Below are 21,611 nucleotides of genomic sequence, written 5' to 3' on the forward strand. Positions count from 1 at the left end.
TCAGCCCCGGATGTGCTCGAAGAGCGGGGTGGAGATGTAGCGCTCGCCGAAGTCTGGGACCACGACGACGATCAGCTTGCCGGCGTTCTCAGGACGCTTGGCCAGCTCGAGCGCCGCCCACACGTTCGCGCCCGCCGAGATGCCGCCGAGGATGCCCTCGTCGGTGCCGAGGCTGCGGGCGACTCGGATCGCGTCGTCGAACTCGACGTCGATGATCTCGTCGTAGATCTCGCGGTCGAGGACCTCGGGCACGAAGTTCGCGCCGATGCCCTGGATCTTGTGCGGGCCGGGCTGGCCGCCGTTGAGGATCGGCGAGTCGGCCGGCTCGACGCCGACGATCGTGACCTCGGGCTTGTACTTGCGCAGCGTGCGGCCGGTGCCGGTCAGGGTGCCGCCGGTGCCGATGCCGGCGACGAAGATGTCGACGTCGCCGTCGGTGTCGGCCCAGATCTCCTCGCCCGTGGTGCGCGCGTGGATCTCCGGGTTCGCGGCGTTCGCGAACTGGCGTGCCAGGACCGCGTTCTCGGTCTGCGCGACGAGCTCCTCGGCCTTCTTCACCGCACCGGCCATGCCCTCGGAGCCCGGCGTGAGGACGATCTCGGCGCCGAAGGCGCGCAGCATGACGCGACGCTCGGTGGACATCGTCTCGGGCATCGTGAGGATGACCTTGTAGCCGCGGGCGGCGCCGACCATGGCGAGCGCGATGCCGGTGTTGCCGGACGTGCCCTCGACGATGGTGCCGCCGGGCTTCAGCTCACCGGACTGCTCGGCGGCGTCGATGATCGCGACACCGATACGGTCCTTCACGCTGTTGGCCGGGTTGTAGAACTCGAGCTTCGCCACCACCTGGGCGCCGAGGCCCTCGGTCAGACGGTTCAGGCGCACCAGCGGGGTGCGTCCGACCAGTTCGGTGACGTTGTTGTAGATCCCCATGCCGGATCCTCCTCGTGGCCACGTCGGGCAGCCAGGTCGATGTCAGGTTGCTGCTATTGCACCATCCCGTCGTGAACGGCACAGAGCCGGGTCCACACACGTACGAACGTATACGCACGTCGACACAATTGTGGGCAGCCGTCCTTCCACAGTCACCCCCGAAACGCCGAATGTCACATCGGTTCAGTCGAACTGAACCGATGTGACATTCGGTCGAACCAGGGAGATCAGGCCAGGCGCTGCTTCAGGGCCTCGAACTCGTCGCGGATGCCCGACGGCACCTTCTCGCCGAGGAACTCGAGCCACTCCTCGATGAGCGGGATCTCGGCCTTCCACTCGTCGACGTTCACCGTCAGGGCCTCGTCGACGTCCGCGGCCTCGACGTCCAGGCCGTCGAGCGTGAGGTCGGCGGCGGACGGGACGAAGCCGATCGGGGTGCTGACGGCGTCGGCCTTGTGCTCGATGCGGTCGATGATCCACTTCAGCACGCGGGAGTTCTCGCCGAAACCGGGCCACAGGAAGCGGCCGTCCTCGCCACGACGGAACCAGTTCACGTAGAAGATCTTGGGGAGCTTCTCCGAGTCGGCGTTCTTGCCGAGGTTGATCCAGTGATTCAGGTAGTCGCCGGCGTTGTAGCCGAGGAACGGCAGCATCGCCATCGGGTCGCGGCGCACGGCGCCGACCTTGCCCTCGGCGGCGGCGGTCTGCTCGGACGACAGCGTCGCACCGAGGAAGGTGCCGTGCTGCCAGTCGAAGGACTCGCTGACCAGCGGAACCGTGGTCTTACGACGTCCACCGAACAGGATCGCCGAGATCGGCACACCCTGCGGGTCGTCCCACTCGGGAGCCAGGATCGGGCACTGCGACATCGGGGTGCAGTAGCGCGAGTTCGGATGGGCGGCGTTGGTGCCGGACTCGGGGGTCCAGTCGTTGCCCTTCCAGTCGATCAGGTGTGCCGGGGTGTCCTCGAGACCCTCCCACCACACGTCACCGTCGTCGGTCAGGCCGACGTTGGTGTACAGGGTGTTGCCCGCCTCGACCGTCTTCATGGCGTTGGGGTTGGAGGCGTGGTTGGTGCCCGGCGCGACGCCGAAGAAACCGAACTCCGGGTTGACCGCGTACAGGCGGCCGTCCTCACCGAAACGCATCCACGCGATGTCGTCGCCGAGGGTCTCGGCACGCCAGCCCGGGATGGTCGGCTGGATCATCGCGAGGTTGGTCTTGCCACACGCCGACGGGAACGCGGCGGCGACGTAGTAGTTCTTGTTCTCCGGCGAGATCAGCTTGAGGATCAGCATGTGCTCGGCCAGCCAGCCCTCGTCGTGGGCCATCGCCGACGCGATACGCAGCGAGTAGCACTTCTTGCCGAGCAGGGCGTTGCCGCCGTAGCCGGAGCCGTAGGACCAGATCTCACGGGTCTCGGGGAAGTGGGTGATGTACTTCGTGTCGTTGCACGGCCACGGCACATCGGCCTGGCCCTCGGCGAGCGGCGCGCCCACGGAGTGCAGGGCCTTCACGAACGGGCGGTCGGTGCCCAGCTTCTCGAGGGCGGCCTTGCCCATGCGGGTCATGATGCGCATGGAGACGACGACGTACTCGGAGTCGGTGATCTCGACGCCCAGCTTCGGGTCGTCGGCGCCGAGGGGGCCCATGCAGAACGGCACCACGTACATGGTGCGACCGCGCATGCTGCCGCGGTACAGGTCCGTCATGAGGGCCCGCATCTCGGTCGGGGCCATCCAGTTGTTTGTCGGACCGGCATCGATCTGCTTCTCGGAGCAGATGTAGGTGCGGGACTCGACGCGCGCGACGTCGGACGGATCCGAGTTGCCGAGGAACGAGTTCGGCTTCTTCTCCTCGTTGAGGCGGGTGAACGTCCCGGCCTCGACGAGCTGATCGGTCAGACGCTCCCACTCCTCGTCGGAGCCGTCGGCGAAGACGACCCGGTCGGGCTGGGTCAGCTCGGCAACCTCGCGAACCCAGGCGAGCAGCTCGGAGTGCTCAGTGGGGGGCGTGCCGTCAGTTCCGTTCAGACCGGGGATGGTCGCTGAGGTCATCAAACTCTCCTGGGGTGGGGCCGGGAACCGGAACGACCAGATCAGCCCCGCGCAGAGCGGGGCTGAGAGGTTGAACCGATTTCCCCCTCTCGGCGGGGTGCAGCCCGCCCACTCCGCCGGCCGCCCGCGTACGTCACCGCGGACAACGAACGAAGGACACGGGTGCCGGGTGTCCTAGCTATAGAGGTTAACGCCGCGGGTCAAGCTCGGGGGAACCGGGTGCAGTCGGTTAGGTCACAGGAACGATTCAGACGGCACCGAACTCCCCCGACACCGGCAAACCTCGCGTTTCTACAGGTCCAGGCCGCCCTCGTCGACGCGCTCCCAGTGTTCCCGACCGTCGGCATCGCGGTGGAACTCCCACGCCGAGTACTCGCCGTCGCCGTCGACGATCGTGACGTGGTCGGCGTCGCCGTCGGCGTCCGTGTCGGTCGCGACGATCAGCGCGTCGTCGACCTCGAGGGTCTGGGTGTCGAGGATGCCGTCGCCGTCGATGTCGAACGCGGCGTCCGTCAGGGACACCGCTCCCGACTCGGCACCGAATTCCTCGGGATCGATGCCCGGCCGATCGACCGTCAACTCCTCGGTGGTGATCATGCTGCCTCCCAGCGGTCGCCGTACAACTGTCGTCACGGCATTGGACGCACCGCGGCGTCGCCCGGTTCCCCCGTGTTCGCCAGTGCGGCGAGCACCTCGAGAAGCGCGGCACGGTCCCGCTCGCACGACGCGACGCGGCCGCTGCGCTGCGCCGCGAGCCGACGGGCCTCGGCGTCGATCGCGGCCAGTTCCTCGTCCGCCGCGAGACCCGCCGCGCGGCTGTCCGCGATCACGGAGGCGCTCACCGCCGCCTCGGTCTCGAGGACACGACCGAGCACCCGCTGCTCGAGCTGCGACCGCAGGTGGGCGGCGGCGTCCGACGTCCACTGACGCAGGTGCGCGCGTTCGGCGACCAGCCGCCGCGCCCCGGCCAGCCACCATGCCGCGGACCCGCCGAGCACGAGCGTGATCGGGATCGTGGCGATGTCGAGCGCCGGCACCATCGAGATCGGGGCGACCGCGAGCCGCCCGAGACCGACGCCCGCCGACGCCCCGACGACCACCATCATCCGGTCCTCGACGCCCCGGTGCCGCGGCTCGGGCCCCGGGGGCGGTGGCTCGTGCGGCATCGGGGCCGCGGGCGGCAGATCCGACACCCCGGCCCGCGCGACGAGTTCCGTCAGCCGCTGCCCGACGACCGCGTCCAGTTCGGTCGACGCGCGATCCGCCAGCTCAGCCATCCGTCCGGGAATCGTGTGCAGGTCGCGGCGTCCGGCCCGGTCGATGTCGGCCCGCACGGCCGCCGAGACGGCGCGGACCTGACCGCCGGTGGCGTGCATCAGGTCGATCCGGGCCCGCTGGACGTCCCCGCGCACCCGGGCCAGCCGCTCCGCGCGACCACCGTCGCGCATCGCGACCACCCGGGCCTTGCGTGCCCGCAACTCCGCGGTGGCGGCGTCGCTGCCGTCACGCGTCGCCCGGGCGGTCTCGGTGATCCGACGACAGGTCCGTTCGACCAGCGAGTGCGCCGCGCGGCGGGTGTTGCGGTCGGCGACCACGTCGGGATCCGCGGCGAGGGCGTCCCGCACCACCGCGGCCAGGTCGTCGGGGCCGAGGAGGACGCAAACGTCGGCGAAGCGCGCCGAGTGCGTGCGGATCAGCGCCTCGTCCCGCTCCCGCACCGCCTCCCGGTCCGCGGGCGCGCCGCCACCGGTGAGCACGAAGACCACCCGCTCGACGTCCGCTGCGGCCGCGTCGAGCGCGGCCAGTTCGTCGCGTCCGAGCACCGAGGCGCCGTCGAGCACCATCACGACGACAGCGGCGGCGGGTGCACCGGTCGCGAGTTCGAAGGGTGCCAGGGCGTCGAGCACGCGGGTCGGGTCGATTCCGCGCACCACCACGACGTGAACCCCGCGCCCGGTCCGGTCCCGGTCGCGCCACCCGGTCAGGCCGTCCGGGTCCCATCGTTGGACGATCCGTTGCGCCTCGGGCGGGAACTCGGGCACGACCGGCGTCACCGCGCGTCCAGCGCGTTCGACGCCCTGCGGGCATCGAGGCGTCGACGGGCGAGATCGCGTCGGCGCCGATCAGCGACGCCGTCGCCGAGCGCAGCGGCCGCGTCCGCCGCTGCGTGTACCGCCTCGTCGCTGCGCAGACAGTTCTCGAGGACGTCCCGGTCGGGCCCCCGCGCCGCGGCCTCCGCCAGCGTCTTCAGCACCGCCCGGACCCGACGGGCCTGGACGGCGTGCACACACGCCTCGACCGCGGCGACCATGTCCTTCACCCCGTCCGGGGTCCCCGGCGCGGGCGCACGGCACACCGTAGGCAGGGTTCGCACCCCCGTCTCGGCCTCGCATTCGGCGGCGATGCGCAGCGCGTCGCCCCACGACCCCAACAGGTCGGCCTTGTTGACCAGCGCGATCGTCGCGTCCCGCGGCGCCCGCTTCACGACGTCGACGTCTGGGGTGCGTGGCGCGCCGGACAGCACGTAGACCACGACGTCGCCGTCGAGGATCGGATCGTCGGCGCCGGGCGCGTCCACCGCCGACGACTCGGTCACGGACCCGAACCCTGCGCGCCCCAGGACACCGGCGACGGCGGTGCGCCCGACGCCGGAGCGACCGACGACCTGGATCCGGATCTCGGCGGTCGTGTCGTCCAGCGCCCGCCGGGCCGCGCCGCCGATATCCGCGGCGATGCGGCCGAACAGCTCGTATCCGCTCACGACTGTGTCCCCCCGTGTTCCCCCTGCCGACCGGCGACGGCGATTCTGTCAGTGCGGCGAACAGGAGATCAAGAGCACGCCGTGGACACTTCCCCCGTCGCTACCAGGCAGAACACCGGCGATTCGGGAGCAGACCCCCTGGAATCCGACCAAATCGTCCATATTATCGGGCGACCGTGTCGGCCGGCACTCGCGGACATACGTGACAATGGTGCGGTGAACCACGCCGATCAGGACGCACCCGAGACCCCGCGCGACGATGTCGATCCCGCACCCGCCGACGCCGGGGCGGACCAGCCCGCCGGCGCCGAGAAGGGTTCACGTCTCTACCCGCGGGTGACCAGTTTCCGTTCCCGCCGGGGGTCGCTGACCGAGCCGCAGCAGGGTGCGTGGGACCGGATGTGGCCGAAGATCGGCCGGGACGTCGGCGACGACCTGATCGACACGACCGCGTGGTTCGAGCGCGAGGCTCCCCTGATCGTCGAGATCGGCTCCGGGACCGGCACCGCGACGGCAGCGATGGCGAAGGCCGAGCCGCACGTGAACCTGATCGCCGTCGAGGTCTACCGCCCGGGGCTGGCGCAACTGCTGCAGCTCGTCGAGCGGAACGAACTCACGAACGTGCGGGTGCTGCGCGGCGACGCGGTCGAGGTGCTCGAGCACATGGTGGCGCCGGAATCGCTGACCGGCGTGCGGGTGTTCTTCCCGGACCCGTGGCCCAAGGCCCGCCACCACAAGCGCCGGCTGCTGCAGGCTCCGACCTTCGCGCTCATCGCGAGCCGGCTGAAGCCGGGCGGTGTGCTGCACGTCGCGACCGACCACGCGGAGTACGCGGAGGCGATCCGCGAAGCCGGTGACGCGGAGCCGCTGCTCACCGAACTCGACTGGGCGTCGCCCATGACGCACGAGCGTCCGGTGACGAAGTTCGAGGACAAAGCACACAAGGTCGGAAGCACCATCACGGAACTCATCTGGGGGAAGATCAAGTCATGAGTCTCAGCGAAGGCACGCCGAACACCGGGCTTGCGGACGATTCCCTCGACAACGGGCGCGACGCCCGACGACACAAGCGGGTGTTGCTGGTCTGGGATGCACCGAACCTTGACATGGGTCTCGGAGCGATCCTGGGCGGACGACCGACTGCCGCTTACCGGCCGCGTTTCGACGCGTTGGGCCGCTGGCTGCTGTCGCGGACCGCGGAGCTTTCCTCGACCGAGAGCGTGACTCTCGAGCCCGAGGCGACGGTGTTCACCAACATCGCCCCTGGTAGCGCCGATGTTGTCCGCCCGTGGGTGGAGGCCTTGCGTAATGTGGGCTTCGCGGTGTTCGCCAAGCCCAAGGTGGAGGAGGACAGCGACGTCGATGCCGACATGCTCCACCACATTGCGCTTCGCCGTGGTGAGGGTCTGGCCGGTGTCATGGTCGCCTCGGCCGACGGGCAGGCGTTCCGTGAGCCTCTGGAGGACATCGCGGCAGCCGGCGTGCCGGTGCAGGTTCTCGGGTTCCGCGAGCACGCCAGCTGGGCGGTCTCGTCCGACATCCTGGACTTCGTCGACCTCGAGGACATCCCCGGCGTCTTCCGTGAGCCGTTACCGCGGGTGAGCCTCGAGTCGCTGCCCGACGAGGGCGCCTGGCTGCAGCCGTTCCGCCCGCTGTCCGCCCTGCTCGTAGGGCGCTGAGGAGTCGATACGTGTTCGCTCGCTGGGGAGATCTCGTCTACCGGGCCCGTTTCACCGTCATCGCGGTGATGGTGGCCGGACTGTTGGCGCTGGGCGCCTACGGTTCCGGCCTCGGGCCTCACCTCAGTCAGAGCGGTTGGGACGATCCGGGTTCGGAGTCGGTGGCGGCCGCGAAGCTCGCGGACGGCACGTTCGGCCGTGACACCGCCGGCGACGTCGTGGCGATGTACACGGCGCCCGAGGGCAAGACCGTCGACGACCCGGAGTTCGGCGCGAAGGTCTCCGACAGCCTGCAACGCGTGCTGGAGGAGCATCCCGACGAGGTCGCGAAGGTCAACGGCAGCTATTTCGCGCTGCCGAACACCCCGCGCGTGGCCTCCCTGGCGAGCAAGGACAAGTCGCACGCGATCGCGAGTATCGCGCTCAAGGGCGACAACGACACCGCGATCACCAACAACTTCCGGGAGGTCCGGGACGCGTTCGACATCGACGGTGTCGAGGTCCAGCTCGCCGGCATGCAGCCCGTCGCGAGCGCCATCAACGACACGATGGCCAACGACCTCAAACGCATGGAGCTCATCGCGATCCCGGCGGTCGGGGTGCTGCTGTTCTTCGTGTTCGGTGGCGTCATCGCCGCGGCGCTGCCGCTGATCGTCGGCGGACTGACCATCGTCGGCGCCAACGGCATCGTGCGGGTGTTCACGCACTTCGCCGAGATCAACGTGTTCGTCGCGTCCGTGGTGTCGCTGATCGGCCTGGGTCTGGCGATCGACTACGGCCTGTTCATCGTGAGCCGGTTCCGCGAGGAGTTGGGCGACGGGTACGACACCCGCTCCGCGGTGCGCCGCAGCGTCATGACCGCGGGTCGGACAGTGCTGTTCTCCGCGACGATGATCGCGGTCAGCCTCGGCGGCCTGATCCTGTTCCCGCAGGGCTTCCTCAAATCCGTCGCCTACGGCGCGATCGCGACGGTGCTGTTGGCGGCGTTCACATCCGTGACCGTCCTACCGGCGATCCTCAGCATCCTCGGCCGCCGCATCGACAAGTTCGGACTCAAGCGATTCGGCCAGATCAAGTCGACCGAGGAGATCGAGTCCAGCATCTGGGGCCGGCTGACCCGCTGGGTGATGCGCAACCCGCTCAAGGTCACCATCCCGATCGTCGTCGGCCTGCTGCTGCTCATCATCCCGATGACGGGCATCAAGTTCGGCGGCATCAACGAGGACTACCTGCCGCCGGACAATCCCACCCGCGTCGCGCAGGAGCAGTTCGACGAACTGTTCCCGGGCAACCGCACCGAGCCGGTCAAGCTGGTGATCAGCGACGCCCAAGGCGCGCAGGTGGGCCAGATCATCAAGGCCGCGAACGAGGCGCCGGGTCTGGTCGAGAAGTTCTCGATCACCGGCCCCGCGAAGGACGGCGTCCAGGTCCTCAAGGCGGGCCTGGTGGACCGCAACGACTCCGCCGAGACCATCGACTACCTGCGGTCGATGGACGTCCCGGACGGCGTGCAGGTCCTCGTCGGCGGCACACCGGCGATCGAACAGGACAGCATCAGCGCCCTGCTCGACAACCTGCCGCTCATGATCGTCTCGGTCCTGACGGTGACGACGCTGCTGATGTTCCTGGCGTTCGGCTCGATCGTGCTGCCGATCAAGGCCGTGCTGATGAGCGCGCTGGGACTCGGCGCGACACTCGGCATCCTGACCTGGATCTTCATCGACGGGCACGGGTCGAGCGTGCTGAACTTCACCCCGGGACCGATCACGTCGCCGGTGCTGGTGCTGATCGTCGCGATCATCTACGGCCTGTCGATCGACTACGAGGTGTTCCTGCTCTCCCGCATGGTCGAGGCCCGCTCGCAGGGCGCGAGCACCACCGAGGCCATCCGGATCGGCACCGCGCACACCGGCCGCATCATCACCGCCGCCGCACTGATCCTCATCGTGGTCACCGGCGCGTTCGGGTTCTCCGAACTGGTGATGATGAAGTACATCGCCTACGGCATGATCGCGGCGCTGATCATCGACGCGACCCTGATCCGCATGTTCCTCGTCCCCGCGGTCATGAAGCTGCTGGGCGACGACTGCTGGTGGGCACCGGCCTGGATGAAGCGCATCCAGGAGAAGATCGGGCTGGGCGAGCCGATCCTCGACGACGAACTGAACGCCGAGGAGGTGCCGGTGCTGGCGACCGCGACCGGCGCGATGCGCGCGGCCCCGGTCCCGGGCCCTGGACCGGCCCCGACTCTGCCGACCCACCCGACCGAACCGCTGACGCAGCCCCTCCCCCGGGTCTCGGCGGCGCCGCGCGCCCGTTCGGCGACACCGCGACCGGTCGCACCCGAACCCGGTCCCGCGCCGACGACCGGCGCGCCGATTGTCGACGTCCCGAACGTGGCGCCGCCGACCACCGAGGCCCCGCGGAGTGCGCCAGCGCAACCCGCCCCCGCGGTCGCGCCCCCGCCTCGGCCCCGTCCTCGGTCGTCCGACCCGGACGGCGACGAGGTGGCGTGGCTCGCGGCACTCCGCGCGCCGCACACGGGCATGATCCCGGCCGTGAAGCCGGAACCGACACCGGCTCCCGAGCCCGAGCCGACTCCGGAGCCCGAACCGGAGTTCTCCGCCTGGCACACGAGCGACGAGGAGCCGTCCGACACCGACACCGGTCGGCATCACCGCGTCGACGGCACCGCGGTGAGCGTGAGCGAACTCCTCGCGCGGCACCGCGAGGACGACCAGGTCAGGGACTGATCGTCAGCTGCCGAGCATCCTGCGCAGGGTCGTCCCGTAGGGGTAGCGCGCGGTGATCGATCCGAAGCGCACGCGGCCCCGGACGACGAGGTGCAAGGCGCCGTAGGGCGGGCCCGTCCGGGCCTTGTTCGACACGGAGCCGCCGACGGTCTCGACGTCGTTGAGGTCGGCCGTCGCTTCCGTCGGGAGGACGAGCGTGACGGATCCGCAGTAGTCGTCGACGGTCAGGTGGACCACCTGGCTCTGCATCACGGCTTCGGTGAAGTCGAGCGTCGAGCTGCCCATCCGGGAGTCGAGGATCAACGCCGGCGGCACGTTCCAGCGGCCCTTGCGGCTGATCGTCGACATGCGCCCGCGGATGACGAGGGGTTGCTGTGCCGGGTGGCCCCCGGCGACCGGGGTCGGCGCGGCGGGCACACCCAGCGTCGGTGCTCCGACTGCCGGACCGGGCGGCGCAGAGGCGACCGACGGGTGCATGCCGTTCGTGTAGGCCGGGTCGATCTGCATTCCCGGCAGATCCACCAGGACGGCGTTGAGTTCGCCGCGGGTCTTCGCGGCGAGTGCGGTGTCCATCCGTTCGGTGAACTCCCCGAGCGAGAGCATGCCCTGGCCCACCGCCCGCTGGAGCAGTCGGCCGACGTGTTCGCGTTCGGCATCGGTCACCCGTAGATCTCGCGCCTCCATGCGGCCAAGAATAGGTCAGCCACGCGGTCCGTCCGATTTGTCGCCCGGCCGGTCGTCGGGCTCGTCGGGTATCGCGGGGAACATCGGGACGGACGGGTCCGCGTTCGTGAGGGTCTCGTAGGCCTCCTCCTGGTCCTCCGCGCAGAGGGACCGCACGGCGGTGTTGAGGAACGCGACGATCGGCACAGCGAGCAGGCCGCCGACGATGCCGGCGAGCACGATGCCGGTGGTGATCGCGAGGACCACCGCGAGCGGGTGTAGCCGGACCGCGCGGCCGAGCAGCAGCGGCTGGAGCACGTGCCCCTCGAGCTGCATGATGCCGATGATGATGCCGAGCACGATCAGTGCGGTCAGCAGACCCTTCGTCACGAAAGCGACGAGGACCGCGAGGAATCCCGTCACGAAGGCGCCGACGATGGGGATGAACGCGCCGACGAAGACGAGCGACGCGAGCGGCACGGCCAACGGCACGCCGAGGATCGCGAGCCCGGCGCCGATGCCGATCGCGTCGGCTGCGGCGACTGCGACGGTCGCGCGGGTGTAGCCGACCAGGGTGTTGAAGCCCTGTCGACCGGCCACCCGCACCCGCGTCCGCGTGCCCTTCGGGACGATCCGCGTCACGAACTCCCAGACCTGATCACCGGCGTAGAGGAAGAACACGAGTGTGAAGAGGGTGAGGAAGGCCCCGGTGAAGATCTCGCCGACGACGGTGGCCGTCGTCAGCGCCCCGCTGGTGAGTGCCTCCTGGTTGGACTGGAGTGCCTTGACGACGTTGTCGCCGGCGTGCCGGATCTGGTCCTCGCTGAAGTGCAACGGCCCTTCGGTGAGCCAGTCCTGGGCCTTGTTGACGCTGGTGGTGAACTGGTCGGTCAGCCCGGGTAGGCCCTCGACGAACTGTTCCACGACGAACGAGAGGATCGCGCCGACCACGCCGATCGTCCCGACCACGGCGATGACCACGGCGGCGGACCGCGGCACCCCGCGCCGGTGCATCCAGTCGACGGCGGGCATGAGCAGGGCGGCCACCAGGAGCGCCAGCGCCACGGGGATGACGACGGTCTCGAGCTTGGCGACGACGTATCCGAGCGCGAGCAGTCCGGCGAAGAGGACGAGCAGGCGCCACGTCCAGGCGGCGCCGACCCGCACGAGCGGATGCACCGACGCCGACGCGGGCCGCTCGGGTCCGCCGTTCGTGCTGTCCGGGACCGCCGATTCCTGCGTTTCCGCCTGCGCGGGAGCGTCACCCGGTTTCTTGTCGCCCACTGCGCGAGCGTAACGGCGGGGGTACCGCCCACGGCGGAGAAACGACCGCCCGGCGCGGCAAGCGTGTGCGCTGCCGTGCTGCGAAGTATGTCCCGCTAAATTATGAGGTCGTGTGGGCATCGTACCGAGCAGTGGCGCTGACGATTCGTAGTCGTTGGCCGCTCTACATGCTCTCGATGCTCGGGGCGAACCTGATCGGCGCGGTTCTGGTGTTCGCGTTCGTCCGCTACGGCATCCCCATTCCGGAGTCGGCGGACATCATCAACGACCACGTTCGCAACTTCGCCGTCTTCAGCGTGTACCTCGTCTTCGCCGGCATCGTCAGCCTCACCGCGGCGGCGATGATGCTGCGGTCGGTGATCCGCTGGCAGTTGCGGGGCGGTCCGCCCACCCGCTCCGAGCAGATGGCCGCGCTGCACGCACCGCTGCGGCAGGCCATCGTGCACCTGGCCCTGTGGCTCCTCGGCGGCGTGATCTTCGTGCTCCTCACGGTCGAGGAGATGCCCGAGCTCGCCATCGCCGTCGTCGTCACCGTCGGCATGGCCGCCACCACGACGTTCGGTTTCACCTACATGCTCGGCGAGCGGATCCTGCGCCCCGTCGCGGCGCAGGCCCTCAGCGAGGGCCAGTTCGACCGGACGATGGCGCCCGGAGTCGGCACCCGCATGGCGATGACGTGGGGCCTGGGCACGTTGATGCCGGTCATCGGCATCATCCTGCTGTGCGTCACACAGCTCACGACCGACCTCGAGTTCGCGCCCAGCGCGCTCGCCTGGGCGATCCTGCTCCTGTCGATCATGGCGATCGGGCAGGCGTTCGCGCTGTCGATGCTGACGGCGAGCCAGATCTCCGATCCCATCCGGCAGCTGCGCCGGGCGATCGAGCGGGCGCAGCGCGGCGAGACGGATGTCCGCGTCGAGGTCTTCGACGGCTCCGAGATCGGCCGCCTGCAGGTCGGCTTCAACCGGATGATGCGCGAGTCCGACGAGCGGAAGCTGCTGCGCGAGCTGTTCGGCCAGCACGTCGGGCAGGACGTCGCCCGCCGCGCGCTGCAGTTCGGCACCGAGCTGGGCGGCGAAACGCGGTTCGTCGCGGTCCTGTTCGTCGACATGGTCGGTTCGACCGGCGCGGCGGCCGAGCGCCCGCCGGGCGAGGTCGTCGAGCTGCTCAACGAGTTCTTCCGGGTGGTCGTCGACGTCGTCGACCGGCACCACGGGTTCGTCAACAAGTTCATGGGCGACGCGGCGCTGGCGATCTTCGGTGCTCCGCTGGACCGTCCGGACGCGCCGACGGCCGCGCTCGCGGCGGCGCGGGAGCTGCGTTTCGCGCTCAACGAGATCACCGGCCTGGACATCGGCATCGGGGTGTCGGCGGGTCTGGCGGTCGCGGGCAACATCGGCGCGTCCGAGCGGTTCGAGTACACCGTGATCGGCGACCCGGTGAACGAGGCGTCGCGGTTGACGGAGCTCGCGAAGCTGCGACCGAGCCGTGTCCTGGCGTCGACGAGTGCGCTGTACTTCGCCGACGACGAGGAGCAGGCGCACTGGGAGCTGGGCGAGCAGGTGCAGCTGCGAGGCCGGCGCCGCAACACTCACCTCGCCTGGCCCGTGTTGTATCCGGAGTGATGTGAGCAATCTTGGTTACCCTGGGCTCGTGGCACAGCCGGAGCCCGACCCGCGAGGCGGCTACCCAGATCGGCCGCGCGGTCGCTTCTGGTGGCTCAAGTGGGTCGCTGGCGCCCTGCTCCTGGTGCTGCTGGTCGGCGAGGGCGTCTATCTGTGGCCGCGGCTGCACGAGTCGTGGCAGGCGCTGACGGAGATCCACTGGGGCTGGGTGGCGGTGTGCATCGTGGCGCAGGCGGTCTCGCTGAGCGGCTACGGGCGCGTCCAGAAGCAGTTGCTGCACGCGGGCGGCGTGTCGGTGACTCAGCGCAAGTCGCTCTCGGTGATCTACGGGTCGACGGCGATGGCGTTGACGCTGCCGGCGGGTCAGGTGTTCTCGACGGCCTTCACGTATCGGGAGACACGCCGATGGGGCGCGACCCCGGTGGTGGCGTCGTGGCAGCTGGCGATCTCGGGAGTGATCGCGGCCGCGGGACTCGCGGCGATCGGTGTGGCCGGGGCGCTGCTGGTCGGCGGCTCGGTGAGCCCGTTCACGCTGCTGTTCTCGGTGGCCGGGTTGGTGGCACTGATGTACGCCGGCCGCTACGTGTCGGCGCATCCCGAGTCGATCGAGCGCGCCGCGCGCTGGGTGCTGACCCGCGTGAACCGGATGCTCCGCAAGCCGCCGGAGACCGGCATGGACGCGGTGCGGACCACGATCGAACAGCTCGACTCGGTGCAGTTGGGCAAGCGCGACGCGGCGGTGTCGCTGGCCTGGTCGGCCGTGCACCGGGTGGCGGACGTGGTCTGTCTGGGCGCGGCGTGTTTCGCGATCGGGGCCGATCCGGTGCTCGCGGGCCTGCTCATCGCGTTCGCGGCGGGTAAGGCGGTCGCGACCATCCCGGGCGCGCCGGGCGGCCTGGTCTACGTCGACGCGACGCTGATCGCAGCGTTGACGACGGCCGCGAGCATCAGTGCGTCGCAGGCGGTGGCGGCCGCGTTCGTCTACCGCGGAGTGAGTTTCATCCTGGTCGCGATCGTCGGCTGGATCGTCTTCCTGTTCCTGTTCCGGGGTCGGCAGCACGGAGACCTCGAGTACGACGTCGAACTCGAGCGGAGCGAGACGAAGGCCCTGCAGGAGCGCCGCGCCGTCGCCGATCCGCTCGACATCCGGATCGAGAGTCCGACAGCCGAGCCGGAGCACCGGTCGCCCCAGCCGGAGTGACTGCGGGCGCCGTCACCGCAGATCGGCGGCCATAGCCTCGAGGTGGGCGCGACTGATGCGGGCCGCCGCGACCACGTCGCCGGCCGCGATGGCCTCCACGAGCCCCGCGTGCTCGTCCGCGTTCGGTTCGGTGTCGCGGTCCCGCAGCCCGAGCAGGCCGATCATGTCGATCATCGCGTCGGTGACGCGCGGCACGAACGTCTCGAACAACTCGGACAGCACTGGGTTGTGCGCGGCCGTGACGATCGCGCGGTGCACCGCCGTGTCGGCCTCGACGAATTCGCGGTCGGGGGCGTCGCCCGCGACCGCACGCAGGTCGAGGGCGCGTCGCATCGCGGCGACGTCCTCGGGGGTCGCACGCTGGGCCGCAAGCCTCGCGGCCTCGATCTCGATCGCGGCCCGAACCTCGACGACGGCGGCGATGGCGCCGCGTTGCAGCACGGCCTCCCAGCCGTCGGCCTCGGGCTCGGTGCGCTCGACGAACACCCCGGCACCCTGCCGCGGCCGCAGCATTCCCTGGCCGGCGAGCATCCGCAGCGCCTCACGGATCGTCGAGCGGCCGACCCCCAGTTCCGCCGCGAGGGTGGTCTCGCCGGGCAGTTTCGCGCCGATCTCCCACTCCCCCGCCCGCAGTCGGTGTCGTAGCTGGTCGGCGGCCTGATCGGCCAGCAGATTCCGGCTCAGCGCGGCGGACAATCGAACTCCTCAGGTTGTCAGACAAGTTTGTTTCCTCTAGCTTAGCCGACATGACGTATCGCGGACTGCTCCTCGGCCGCCGCGGCGGGGCCTGACCGGGCCGGCACCCCGCCGCGGGGTTCCGCCGTGCCGGTCGACCACTTCGATCCGCACAGGAGCATCCGCCGTGAACTGGAACCGCCAACGCCCGTCGTCCATGCCGAGTCACCGCTACCGCCCGCACTCGGAGCGCGTCGAGGTCCCGCTCACCGAACGCACGTGGCCCACCGCCCGCACCACCGTCGCACCGCTGTGGGTGCCGGTCGATCTGCGCGACGGCAACCAGGCCCTCGCCGAACCGATGGACCCGGCCCGCAAGCGCAGGTTCTTCGAACTGATGATTGCCATGGGATACAAGGAGATCGAGGTCGGCTACCCGTCGGCCAGCCAGACCGACTTCGACTTCGTCCGCGACCTCGCCGAGCAGGGCCTGGTGCCAGACGACGTCACCATCGTCGTGTTCACCGCCGCCCGAAAGGATCTCATCGCGCGCACCTTCGAGTCGGTGCGCGGCCTGCCGACCGTCGTGGTGCACATGTACACCGCGACCGCACCGACGTGGCGCGATGTCGTGCTCGGACACGACCGGAAGGCACTGCACCGCTTGATCTTCGACGCCGCCGAGGATGTCGCGCGCGGCGGCGACGCCCAACCCGGCTTACGCTTCGAGTTCTCCCCCGAGGTGTTCAACCTGACCGAACCCGATTACGCGCTGCAGGTGTGCGACAGCCTCACCGAACTGTGGGACGCCTCGCCGGATCGCCCCGTGATCCACAATCTGCCTGCCACGGTGGAGATCTCGACACCCAACGTATACGCGGACCAGATCGAGTACATGCACCGCAACCTGGCTCGGCGCGAGTCGGTGATCCTGTCGGTGCACCCGCACAACGATCGCGGCACCGGCGTCGCGTGTGCCGAACTGGCGGTGCTGGCCGGCGCGGAGCGGGTGGAGGGCTGCCTGTTCGGCAACGGCGAGCGCACCGGCAATGTCGACCTGGTGACGCTCGCGCTCAACCTGCACGCCCAGGGCGTGGATCCGATGATCGATTTCTCCGACATCGACGAGGTGCGCCGAACGGTGGAGTACTGCAACAGGATCGACGTACACGCCCGGCATCCGTACGGCGGCGACCTGGTGTACACGGCGTTCTCCGGTACCCACCAGGACGCGATCAAGAAGGGCTTCGCGCACCACCGTGCGCAGGCCGACGCCGCGGGTCTCGATCCGGGGCAGGCGCCGTGGAACGTGCCGTACCTGCCGATCGATCCGCGCGATGTCGGACGCGACTACGAGGCGGTGATCCGGGTGAACAGCCAGTCCGGCAAGGGCGGCATCGCCTACCTGCTGCAGACCGGGTACGGCGTCGACCTGCCCCGTCCGCTGCAGATCGACTTCGCGGGCCGCGTGCAGCGCGCCACCGACGACAGCGGCGTCGAGGTGACCGCCGAGCAACTGTGGGAACTGCTGTTCGCGGAGTACGGCTTCGGCGGCAGGCTGGGCCAGTGGTCGGTCGAGCACCGGGAGGGCGGCGACCACCTGCGGGTGCGGGCGGAGTTCGACGGTGCGGCGATCGACGGCGAGGCGTTCGCCGGCGGACCGGTCGAGGCGCTCACCAAGGTCCTGGCCGATCACGGCCGGCCGGTCGAGGTGCTCTCGCTCGTGCAGCAGTCGGTGGGTTCGGGCAGCGCGGGACGGGCGGCGACGTTCGCGCTGTGCCGCAGCGGCGGCGCCCAGCACTGGGGAATCGGGTTCGACCAGTCGGTGACGGCGTCGGCGCTGCACGCCGTCCTCGCCGGCGCCGCCGGGATGCCGGCCTCCGAATGACGGACCGGACGCCGGCCGGAACACCCCCCACCCGAGTGTGTTCCGGCCGGCGCCTCGGGGTGACCGGTCAGCTGATGGCCGCGGACAGCATGCTGCTGCCGGCACCGCTCTTCAGCAGGTCGGCGATGATGCCGCTGCCGCCGTCCATGTTGATGGTGGTACTGCCGAGATCCAGGGCCTGGCCCAGGCTGCCGAAGCCGCCCGGCGAGAAGACGACCTGGTAGCTGTAGGACAGGATCGCGTCCTGTGCGGCACCGTCGATGCACGCTCCGACGACGGCGTACGCGCCCGGCGTGATCGGCTTGAGCAGACCGGTGTTGCCTTCGCCCCCAGTGGTGCTCTCCACCGTCGGCGTGGCGGCGGTGGTCGGGTTTCCGATGTAGTAGACCTTGCCGAGGAGGTCGACGAAACCGGGCCACTGGTCGGTCGGCATCGCGGCGAGCGGCAGCGCGTCGGTCGCGTTCAGGACGATGGGCATGCACACGACGCCCTGGTCGGCGCTCGTCTGCGTGACGGTCATGTCGATGACGTCGCCGTCGACACTGGCGGAAACCTTCGGGGCGGGCACCTCGGCGCTCGGGGCGGCGGACGCGATACCCGGCAGAGCCAGTGCCAGAGCGCCGGTCAGTGCAACGGCAGCGCCGGCACCACGAGCAACAATCCTCTTCGACAACGGTTTCTCCTTGCGTTCAGAGCACGGATCACCACAGCCCCACTGGCGCGGAGATCCGGCGCAGCAGAAACGAATACGTGGCAGTCCGCAGATAGTGACAACGGACACATCAGCCAAACACGGCGAACGTACCACGGATAGTTACTTGAGAGTAAGAACTATTTTTCGACACCTCCCGGCCTGCCCCGACGCCACTGAGGGGGCGACACCAACAACGCGCAGCGCGACGGCCACATCGAGTCGGTCGATTTCTTCGACGTCGAGCAGTTCCCGACCGCGAAGTTCGTCTCCACGCCGTTCGTCGGCCGGTTGGGCGTCAACCCGGGCATGGGCAACGGTCCGGTCGCCGGTTTCGAGGCCACCACCACCATCAACCGCAAGGACACTTCGGCATCAGCAAAACGCACCCGCTGCGGCCACCTCCCCCCGATCGCAGCGGGTGCGTTGGCGTCTTGCAATCCCCGGCGCTCACCGAGAGCGCGCGAGAGACCTGCTGTCGCCGCGGAACTCGGCAACTACCTTGCCCCGAACACGCACGGTCACGTCGTAGATACCGTTGCGACCGTAGCGTTCCCGCTCGACCGCCTCCGCAACGAGTTCGTCGCCCAGCCGAGTGGGTGCAAGGAACCGAATGTCCGCCCGCGCGGCGACCGCAGGCTCACCGTGTCCGTTGCACGCAAGCGCAAATGCCGTGTCCGCCAGTGCGAAAACGAATCCGCCGTGCGTGATTCCGTGCCCGTTCACCATCGTCTCGCCGACCGTCATCGATGCGATCGCACGACCCGGGGCCAGTTCCAGCACCTCGATCCCGAGCGCCCGCGATGCCACGTCGGCATCGAACATCTCCCGCGCCGAACGGTATTCGACGGTCATGCTTCTCCCACCGGTCCGTGGACCGATTCCACTTCCTGGGTGAACATCGTGACCCCTCCGGTGGCGAAGTTGCGGACGTCCCTGCCCGCTTCCCGCATCTCCTTCGACGCCAGTCCGGCGTGCATCGTCTCGGCATCGGGGAAGCACAGCGTCGCCACCGAATAGTAGGCGGGGCTGCCGCCGTCGAGCGCGCTGCACTTCCCCCAGGTGTAGCCCGACAGGCCGGGGATCCTTCGCGCCAACGGGATGTGCGTGGCGCGATAGTGGACGTCGAAGGCGTCGGGATCTTCGGGATGGCCGTAACAGACCACCACCTGGAACCCCATGTCAGAGCCCTCCGTCGTCGGACGCGCCCTTGGCGACGAGGGTGAGGACGTCGTAGGTCGCTACCGCGTCGCCGTTCTGATTCGCGACCACGGCGTCCCACCGCACCTCGCCGTAGTCGGCGCTGCTGCGCGGTGTGATCAGCTTCGCCGTCAGCGTCACGGTCAGACTGTCGTCCGCCTTCACCGGGGTCAGGAAACGGAGGCTGTCGACGCCGAAGTTCGCGAGGACAGGTCCTGGGTTCGGCTCGACGAACAGCCCGGCCGCAAGCGAGACGACGAGGTAGCCGTGTGCGACGATGCCGCCGAAGAGGGGGTTCGCCGCCGCGGCCTCGGGATCGGTGTGCGCATAGAAGGTGTCGCCGGTGAACTCCGCGAAATGGTCGATGTCCGCCAGTGTGACCTGCCGAGGTCCTCCGACGACGGTATCCCCGATCCGCAACTCCGCCAGATTCTTCCGGAACGGGTGGACACCCTCGTCGGTTCGCCGCGATCCAGGAACCCAACGGTTCCCGACGGCGGTCAGGATGTCGGGGGTCGCCTGGATCGCGGTGCGCTGCATGTGGTGCAGGACTCCGCGGATGCCACCGAGTTCCTCGCCGCCGCCGGCGCGGCCCGGGCCGCCGTGCACGAGCACGGGCAGCGGCGAGCCGTGTCCGGTCGATTCCCGCGCATTGTCCCGGTTCAGAACCAGGACGCGTCCGTGGAAGGGCGCCAGCCCCAGCACGATGTCGCGGGCGAGCCCGGCGTCGCGGGTGACGAGGGAGGCGACGAGGCTGCCCTTGCCGCGGGCCGCGAGTTCGAGCAGCTCGTCGGTGCCGTCGTATCCGATCACCGTGCTCACCGGCCCGAAGGCCTCGATGTCGTGCGGCTCGTCGGCGGTCTGGTCGTCGCAGCGCAGCAGGATCGGGGGCAGGAACGCGCCGGTCGACCGGTCCGCTCCCACGACCTCGAAGTCCTCCGGGTCCCCCACCACGATCTGCGCCGACTTCGTCAGTCCGCGAAGCGCTTTCAGGACCTCGTCCCGCTGCTCGATGCTCGCCAGGGCACCCATGGTGACTCCCTCGGCATCGGGTGCGCCGACCACGACCCGCGCGAGGCGGCCCCGCACGGCCTCGACCACGTCGTCGACCAGGCCCGAGGGAACGAAGGCACGGCGGATCGCGGTGCACTTCTGGCCGGCCTTCACGGTCATCTCCGTGACGAGTTGCTTGACGTAGAGATCGAACTCCTCGCTGCCGGGTGCGACGTCCGCACCGAGGATGGACGCGTTGAGCGAGTCCGCCTCGGCGTTGAAGTGCACACCCTCGGCGACAACCCTCGGATGGGCCCGCAGCATCGCCGCGGTGTCCGCGGATCCGGTGAACGCGACCGAGTCCTGCCCGCCGAGGTGGTCGAGCAGGTCGCGCGCGCTGCCCGAGAGCAGCTGGACCGACCCTTCCGGTAGCAGTCCGGACTCGATGATGCGGCGGAACACCAGTTCGGTGAGATAGGCCGTCTGACTTGCCGGCTTGACGATCGACGGCACGCCAGCGATGAATGCGGGCGCCAGCTTCTCGAGGAAGCCCCACACGGGGAAGTTGAATGCGTTGATCTGGACGGCGACACCGCGACGCGAGGTGTAGACGTGCTGACCGAGGAACGTCCCCGCCTTGCCCAGCTGCTCGTGGGGCCCGTCGAGGTGGACGGTGTCGTTCGGCAGTTCGCGCCGCGCCTTGCTCGCGTAGCTCAGCAGGGTTCCGAATCCACCGTCGATGTCGACGCCGGAGTCGCGTCGCGTCGCGCCGGTGACCGTGGACAGTTCGTAGAACTCGTCCTTGCCGGCCATGAGCGTCAGGGCCAACGCCTTCAGCGCTGCGGCGCGCTCGTGGAAGGTCAGTTCGGCCAGAGCGCGCCCGCCGACCGCACGGGCATACGTCACCATCCCGGCAACGTCGAGCCCGGTCGACGAGATGCGCGCGACCTCGGAACCGTCGACTGCGCTCAGCAGCGGCGTTCCGGCATCGGGTGCCGTGTACCAGCTCCCGGCTACGTAACTTTGCACTAACCTGCTCACGACAACCTCTTTCCACCGTACGTTCGGTCGGTAATTAGAATCGCCAGATCCTCGACAGATTGTCAAGGCACGAGACACATTCCGACCACAAACGCGATTCTCGACCGATTCCACCGAACCCTTGCGTCCCGACCGAAGGTTCGGTTATTAATGGAAGCCAGCACGCT

18 protein-coding genes and 1 pseudogene are annotated in these 21,611 nt (G+C 69.4%); 7 read left to right on the plus strand and 12 right to left on the minus strand.

Annotated elements, in window-relative coordinates; translation table 11 throughout:
* From cysK to EGT67_RS11395, 5 genes are all read right to left on the minus strand, one after another.
* Positions 1 to 933: a cysteine synthase A gene (gene cysK / locus EGT67_RS11375; protein ID WP_127916184.1), complete on the minus strand. Its 933-nt coding sequence runs from the start codon at positions 931 to 933 to the stop codon at positions 1 to 3.
* Between the two features lie 227 nt (positions 934 to 1,160).
* Positions 1,161 to 2,990, minus strand: coding sequence for a phosphoenolpyruvate carboxykinase (GTP) (locus EGT67_RS11380; protein WP_127916185.1), 1,830 nt, complete (start codon positions 2,988 to 2,990; stop codon positions 1,161 to 1,163).
* Positions 2,991 to 3,281: 291 nt separating this feature from the next.
* Entirely contained in the window at positions 3,282 to 3,587 is a 306-nt protein-coding gene (locus EGT67_RS11385) for a DUF6802 family protein (protein WP_127916186.1), read from the minus strand.
* Between the two features lie 32 nt (positions 3,588 to 3,619).
* Entirely contained in the window at positions 3,620 to 5,044 is a 1,425-nt protein-coding gene (locus tag EGT67_RS11390) for a hypothetical protein (protein ID WP_127916187.1), read from the minus strand.
* Complete coding sequence (locus tag EGT67_RS11395) at positions 5,041 to 5,751, minus strand: hypothetical protein (protein WP_127916188.1); 711 nt, start codon at positions 5,749 to 5,751, stop codon at positions 5,041 to 5,043. The genes EGT67_RS11390 and EGT67_RS11395 overlap by 4 nt, the downstream gene beginning before the upstream one ends.
* A gap of 198 nt (positions 5,752 to 5,949) precedes the next feature.
* On the opposite strand from EGT67_RS11395, the gene trmB reads away from it, so the two are divergent.
* The 3 genes from trmB to EGT67_RS11410 are packed head-to-tail and all read left to right on the plus strand — an operon-like array spanning position 5,950 to position 10,183.
* Positions 5,950 to 6,744 carry a tRNA (guanosine(46)-N7)-methyltransferase TrmB gene (gene trmB / locus EGT67_RS11400; protein ID WP_127916366.1) on the plus strand — a complete coding sequence of 265 codons (795 nt, stop codon included), beginning with the start codon at positions 5,950 to 5,952 and terminating at the stop codon, positions 6,742 to 6,744.
* Complete coding sequence (locus tag EGT67_RS11405; protein ID WP_127916189.1) at positions 6,741 to 7,430, plus strand: NYN domain-containing protein; 690 nt, start codon at positions 6,741 to 6,743, stop codon at positions 7,428 to 7,430. Before trmB ends, EGT67_RS11405 begins: the two co-directional genes overlap by 4 nt.
* An 11-nt stretch (positions 7,431 to 7,441) precedes the next feature.
* Entirely contained in the window at positions 7,442 to 10,183 is a 2,742-nt protein-coding gene (locus EGT67_RS11410; RefSeq protein ID WP_127916190.1) for an MMPL family transporter, read from the plus strand.
* Between the two features lie 3 nt (positions 10,184 to 10,186).
* Here EGT67_RS11410 and EGT67_RS11415 read toward each other — a convergent pair whose 3' ends face one another.
* Together EGT67_RS11415 and EGT67_RS11420 are read right to left on the minus strand one after the other, a co-directional pair.
* Complete coding sequence (locus EGT67_RS11415; RefSeq protein WP_127916191.1) at positions 10,187 to 10,867, minus strand: DUF1707 SHOCT-like domain-containing protein; 681 nt, start codon at positions 10,865 to 10,867, stop codon at positions 10,187 to 10,189.
* Between the two features lie 15 nt (positions 10,868 to 10,882).
* On the minus strand, positions 10,883 to 12,025 hold the full coding sequence (locus EGT67_RS11420) for an AI-2E family transporter (RefSeq protein ID WP_127916367.1): 1,143 nt from the start codon (positions 12,023 to 12,025) through the stop codon (positions 10,883 to 10,885).
* Positions 12,026 to 12,297: 272 nt separating this feature from the next.
* Between EGT67_RS11420 and EGT67_RS11425 the strand changes: the two genes are divergently transcribed.
* Together EGT67_RS11425 and EGT67_RS11430 are read left to right on the plus strand one after the other, a co-directional pair.
* Entirely contained in the window at positions 12,298 to 13,755 is a 1,458-nt protein-coding gene (locus EGT67_RS11425) for an adenylate/guanylate cyclase domain-containing protein (RefSeq protein ID WP_127916368.1), read from the plus strand.
* 28 nt (positions 13,756 to 13,783) lie between these two features.
* Entirely contained in the window at positions 13,784 to 14,956 is a 1,173-nt protein-coding gene (locus tag EGT67_RS11430; protein WP_127916192.1) for a lysylphosphatidylglycerol synthase transmembrane domain-containing protein, read from the plus strand.
* 12 nt (positions 14,957 to 14,968) lie between these two features.
* Here EGT67_RS11430 and EGT67_RS11435 read toward each other — a convergent pair whose 3' ends face one another.
* The gene (locus EGT67_RS11435; protein WP_127916193.1) at positions 14,969 to 15,652 is read right to left on the minus strand and encodes a FadR/GntR family transcriptional regulator; all 684 of its coding nucleotides are present in this window, start codon (positions 15,650 to 15,652) and stop codon (positions 14,969 to 14,971) included.
* Positions 15,653 to 15,848: 196 nt separating this feature from the next.
* Here EGT67_RS11435 and EGT67_RS11440 point away from each other — a divergent pair, with 196 nt between their 5' ends.
* The gene (locus EGT67_RS11440; RefSeq protein WP_206612356.1) at positions 15,849 to 17,519 is read left to right on the plus strand and encodes a 2-isopropylmalate synthase; all 1,671 of its coding nucleotides are present in this window, start codon (positions 15,849 to 15,851) and stop codon (positions 17,517 to 17,519) included.
* 67 nt (positions 17,520 to 17,586) lie between these two features.
* Here EGT67_RS11440 and EGT67_RS11445 read toward each other — a convergent pair whose 3' ends face one another.
* A complete protein-coding gene (locus tag EGT67_RS11445; protein WP_127916195.1) occupies positions 17,587 to 18,192 on the minus strand; it encodes a hypothetical protein in 606 nt (201 codons plus the stop codon).
* A gap of 204 nt (positions 18,193 to 18,396) precedes the next feature.
* Here EGT67_RS11445 and EGT67_RS11450 point away from each other — a divergent pair.
* Positions 18,397 to 18,576 (plus strand): annotated as a pseudogene (locus EGT67_RS11450) (YceI family protein); the annotation flags it as partial.
* Between the two features lie 84 nt (positions 18,577 to 18,660).
* Here EGT67_RS11450 and paaI read toward each other — a convergent pair.
* The 3 genes from paaI to paaZ are packed head-to-tail and all read right to left on the minus strand — an operon-like array spanning position 18,661 to position 21,444.
* Entirely contained in the window at positions 18,661 to 19,065 is a 405-nt protein-coding gene (gene paaI / locus EGT67_RS11455; RefSeq protein WP_127916196.1) for a hydroxyphenylacetyl-CoA thioesterase PaaI, read from the minus strand.
* Positions 19,062 to 19,391, minus strand: a complete 330-nt coding sequence (locus EGT67_RS11460) for an EthD family reductase (RefSeq protein ID WP_127916197.1) — start codon at positions 19,389 to 19,391, stop codon at positions 19,062 to 19,064. The genes paaI and EGT67_RS11460 overlap by 4 nt, the downstream gene beginning before the upstream one ends.
* A 1-nt stretch (position 19,392) precedes the next feature.
* On the minus strand, positions 19,393 to 21,444 hold the full coding sequence (gene paaZ, locus EGT67_RS11465; RefSeq protein WP_127916198.1) for a phenylacetic acid degradation bifunctional protein PaaZ: 2,052 nt from the start codon (positions 21,442 to 21,444) through the stop codon (positions 19,393 to 19,395).
* Positions 21,445 to 21,611: the final 167 nt, after the last annotated feature.

The organism is Prescottella agglutinans (assembly GCF_004011865.1).
Classification (GTDB): Bacteria; Actinomycetota; Actinomycetes; order Mycobacteriales; family Mycobacteriaceae; genus Prescottella; species Prescottella agglutinans.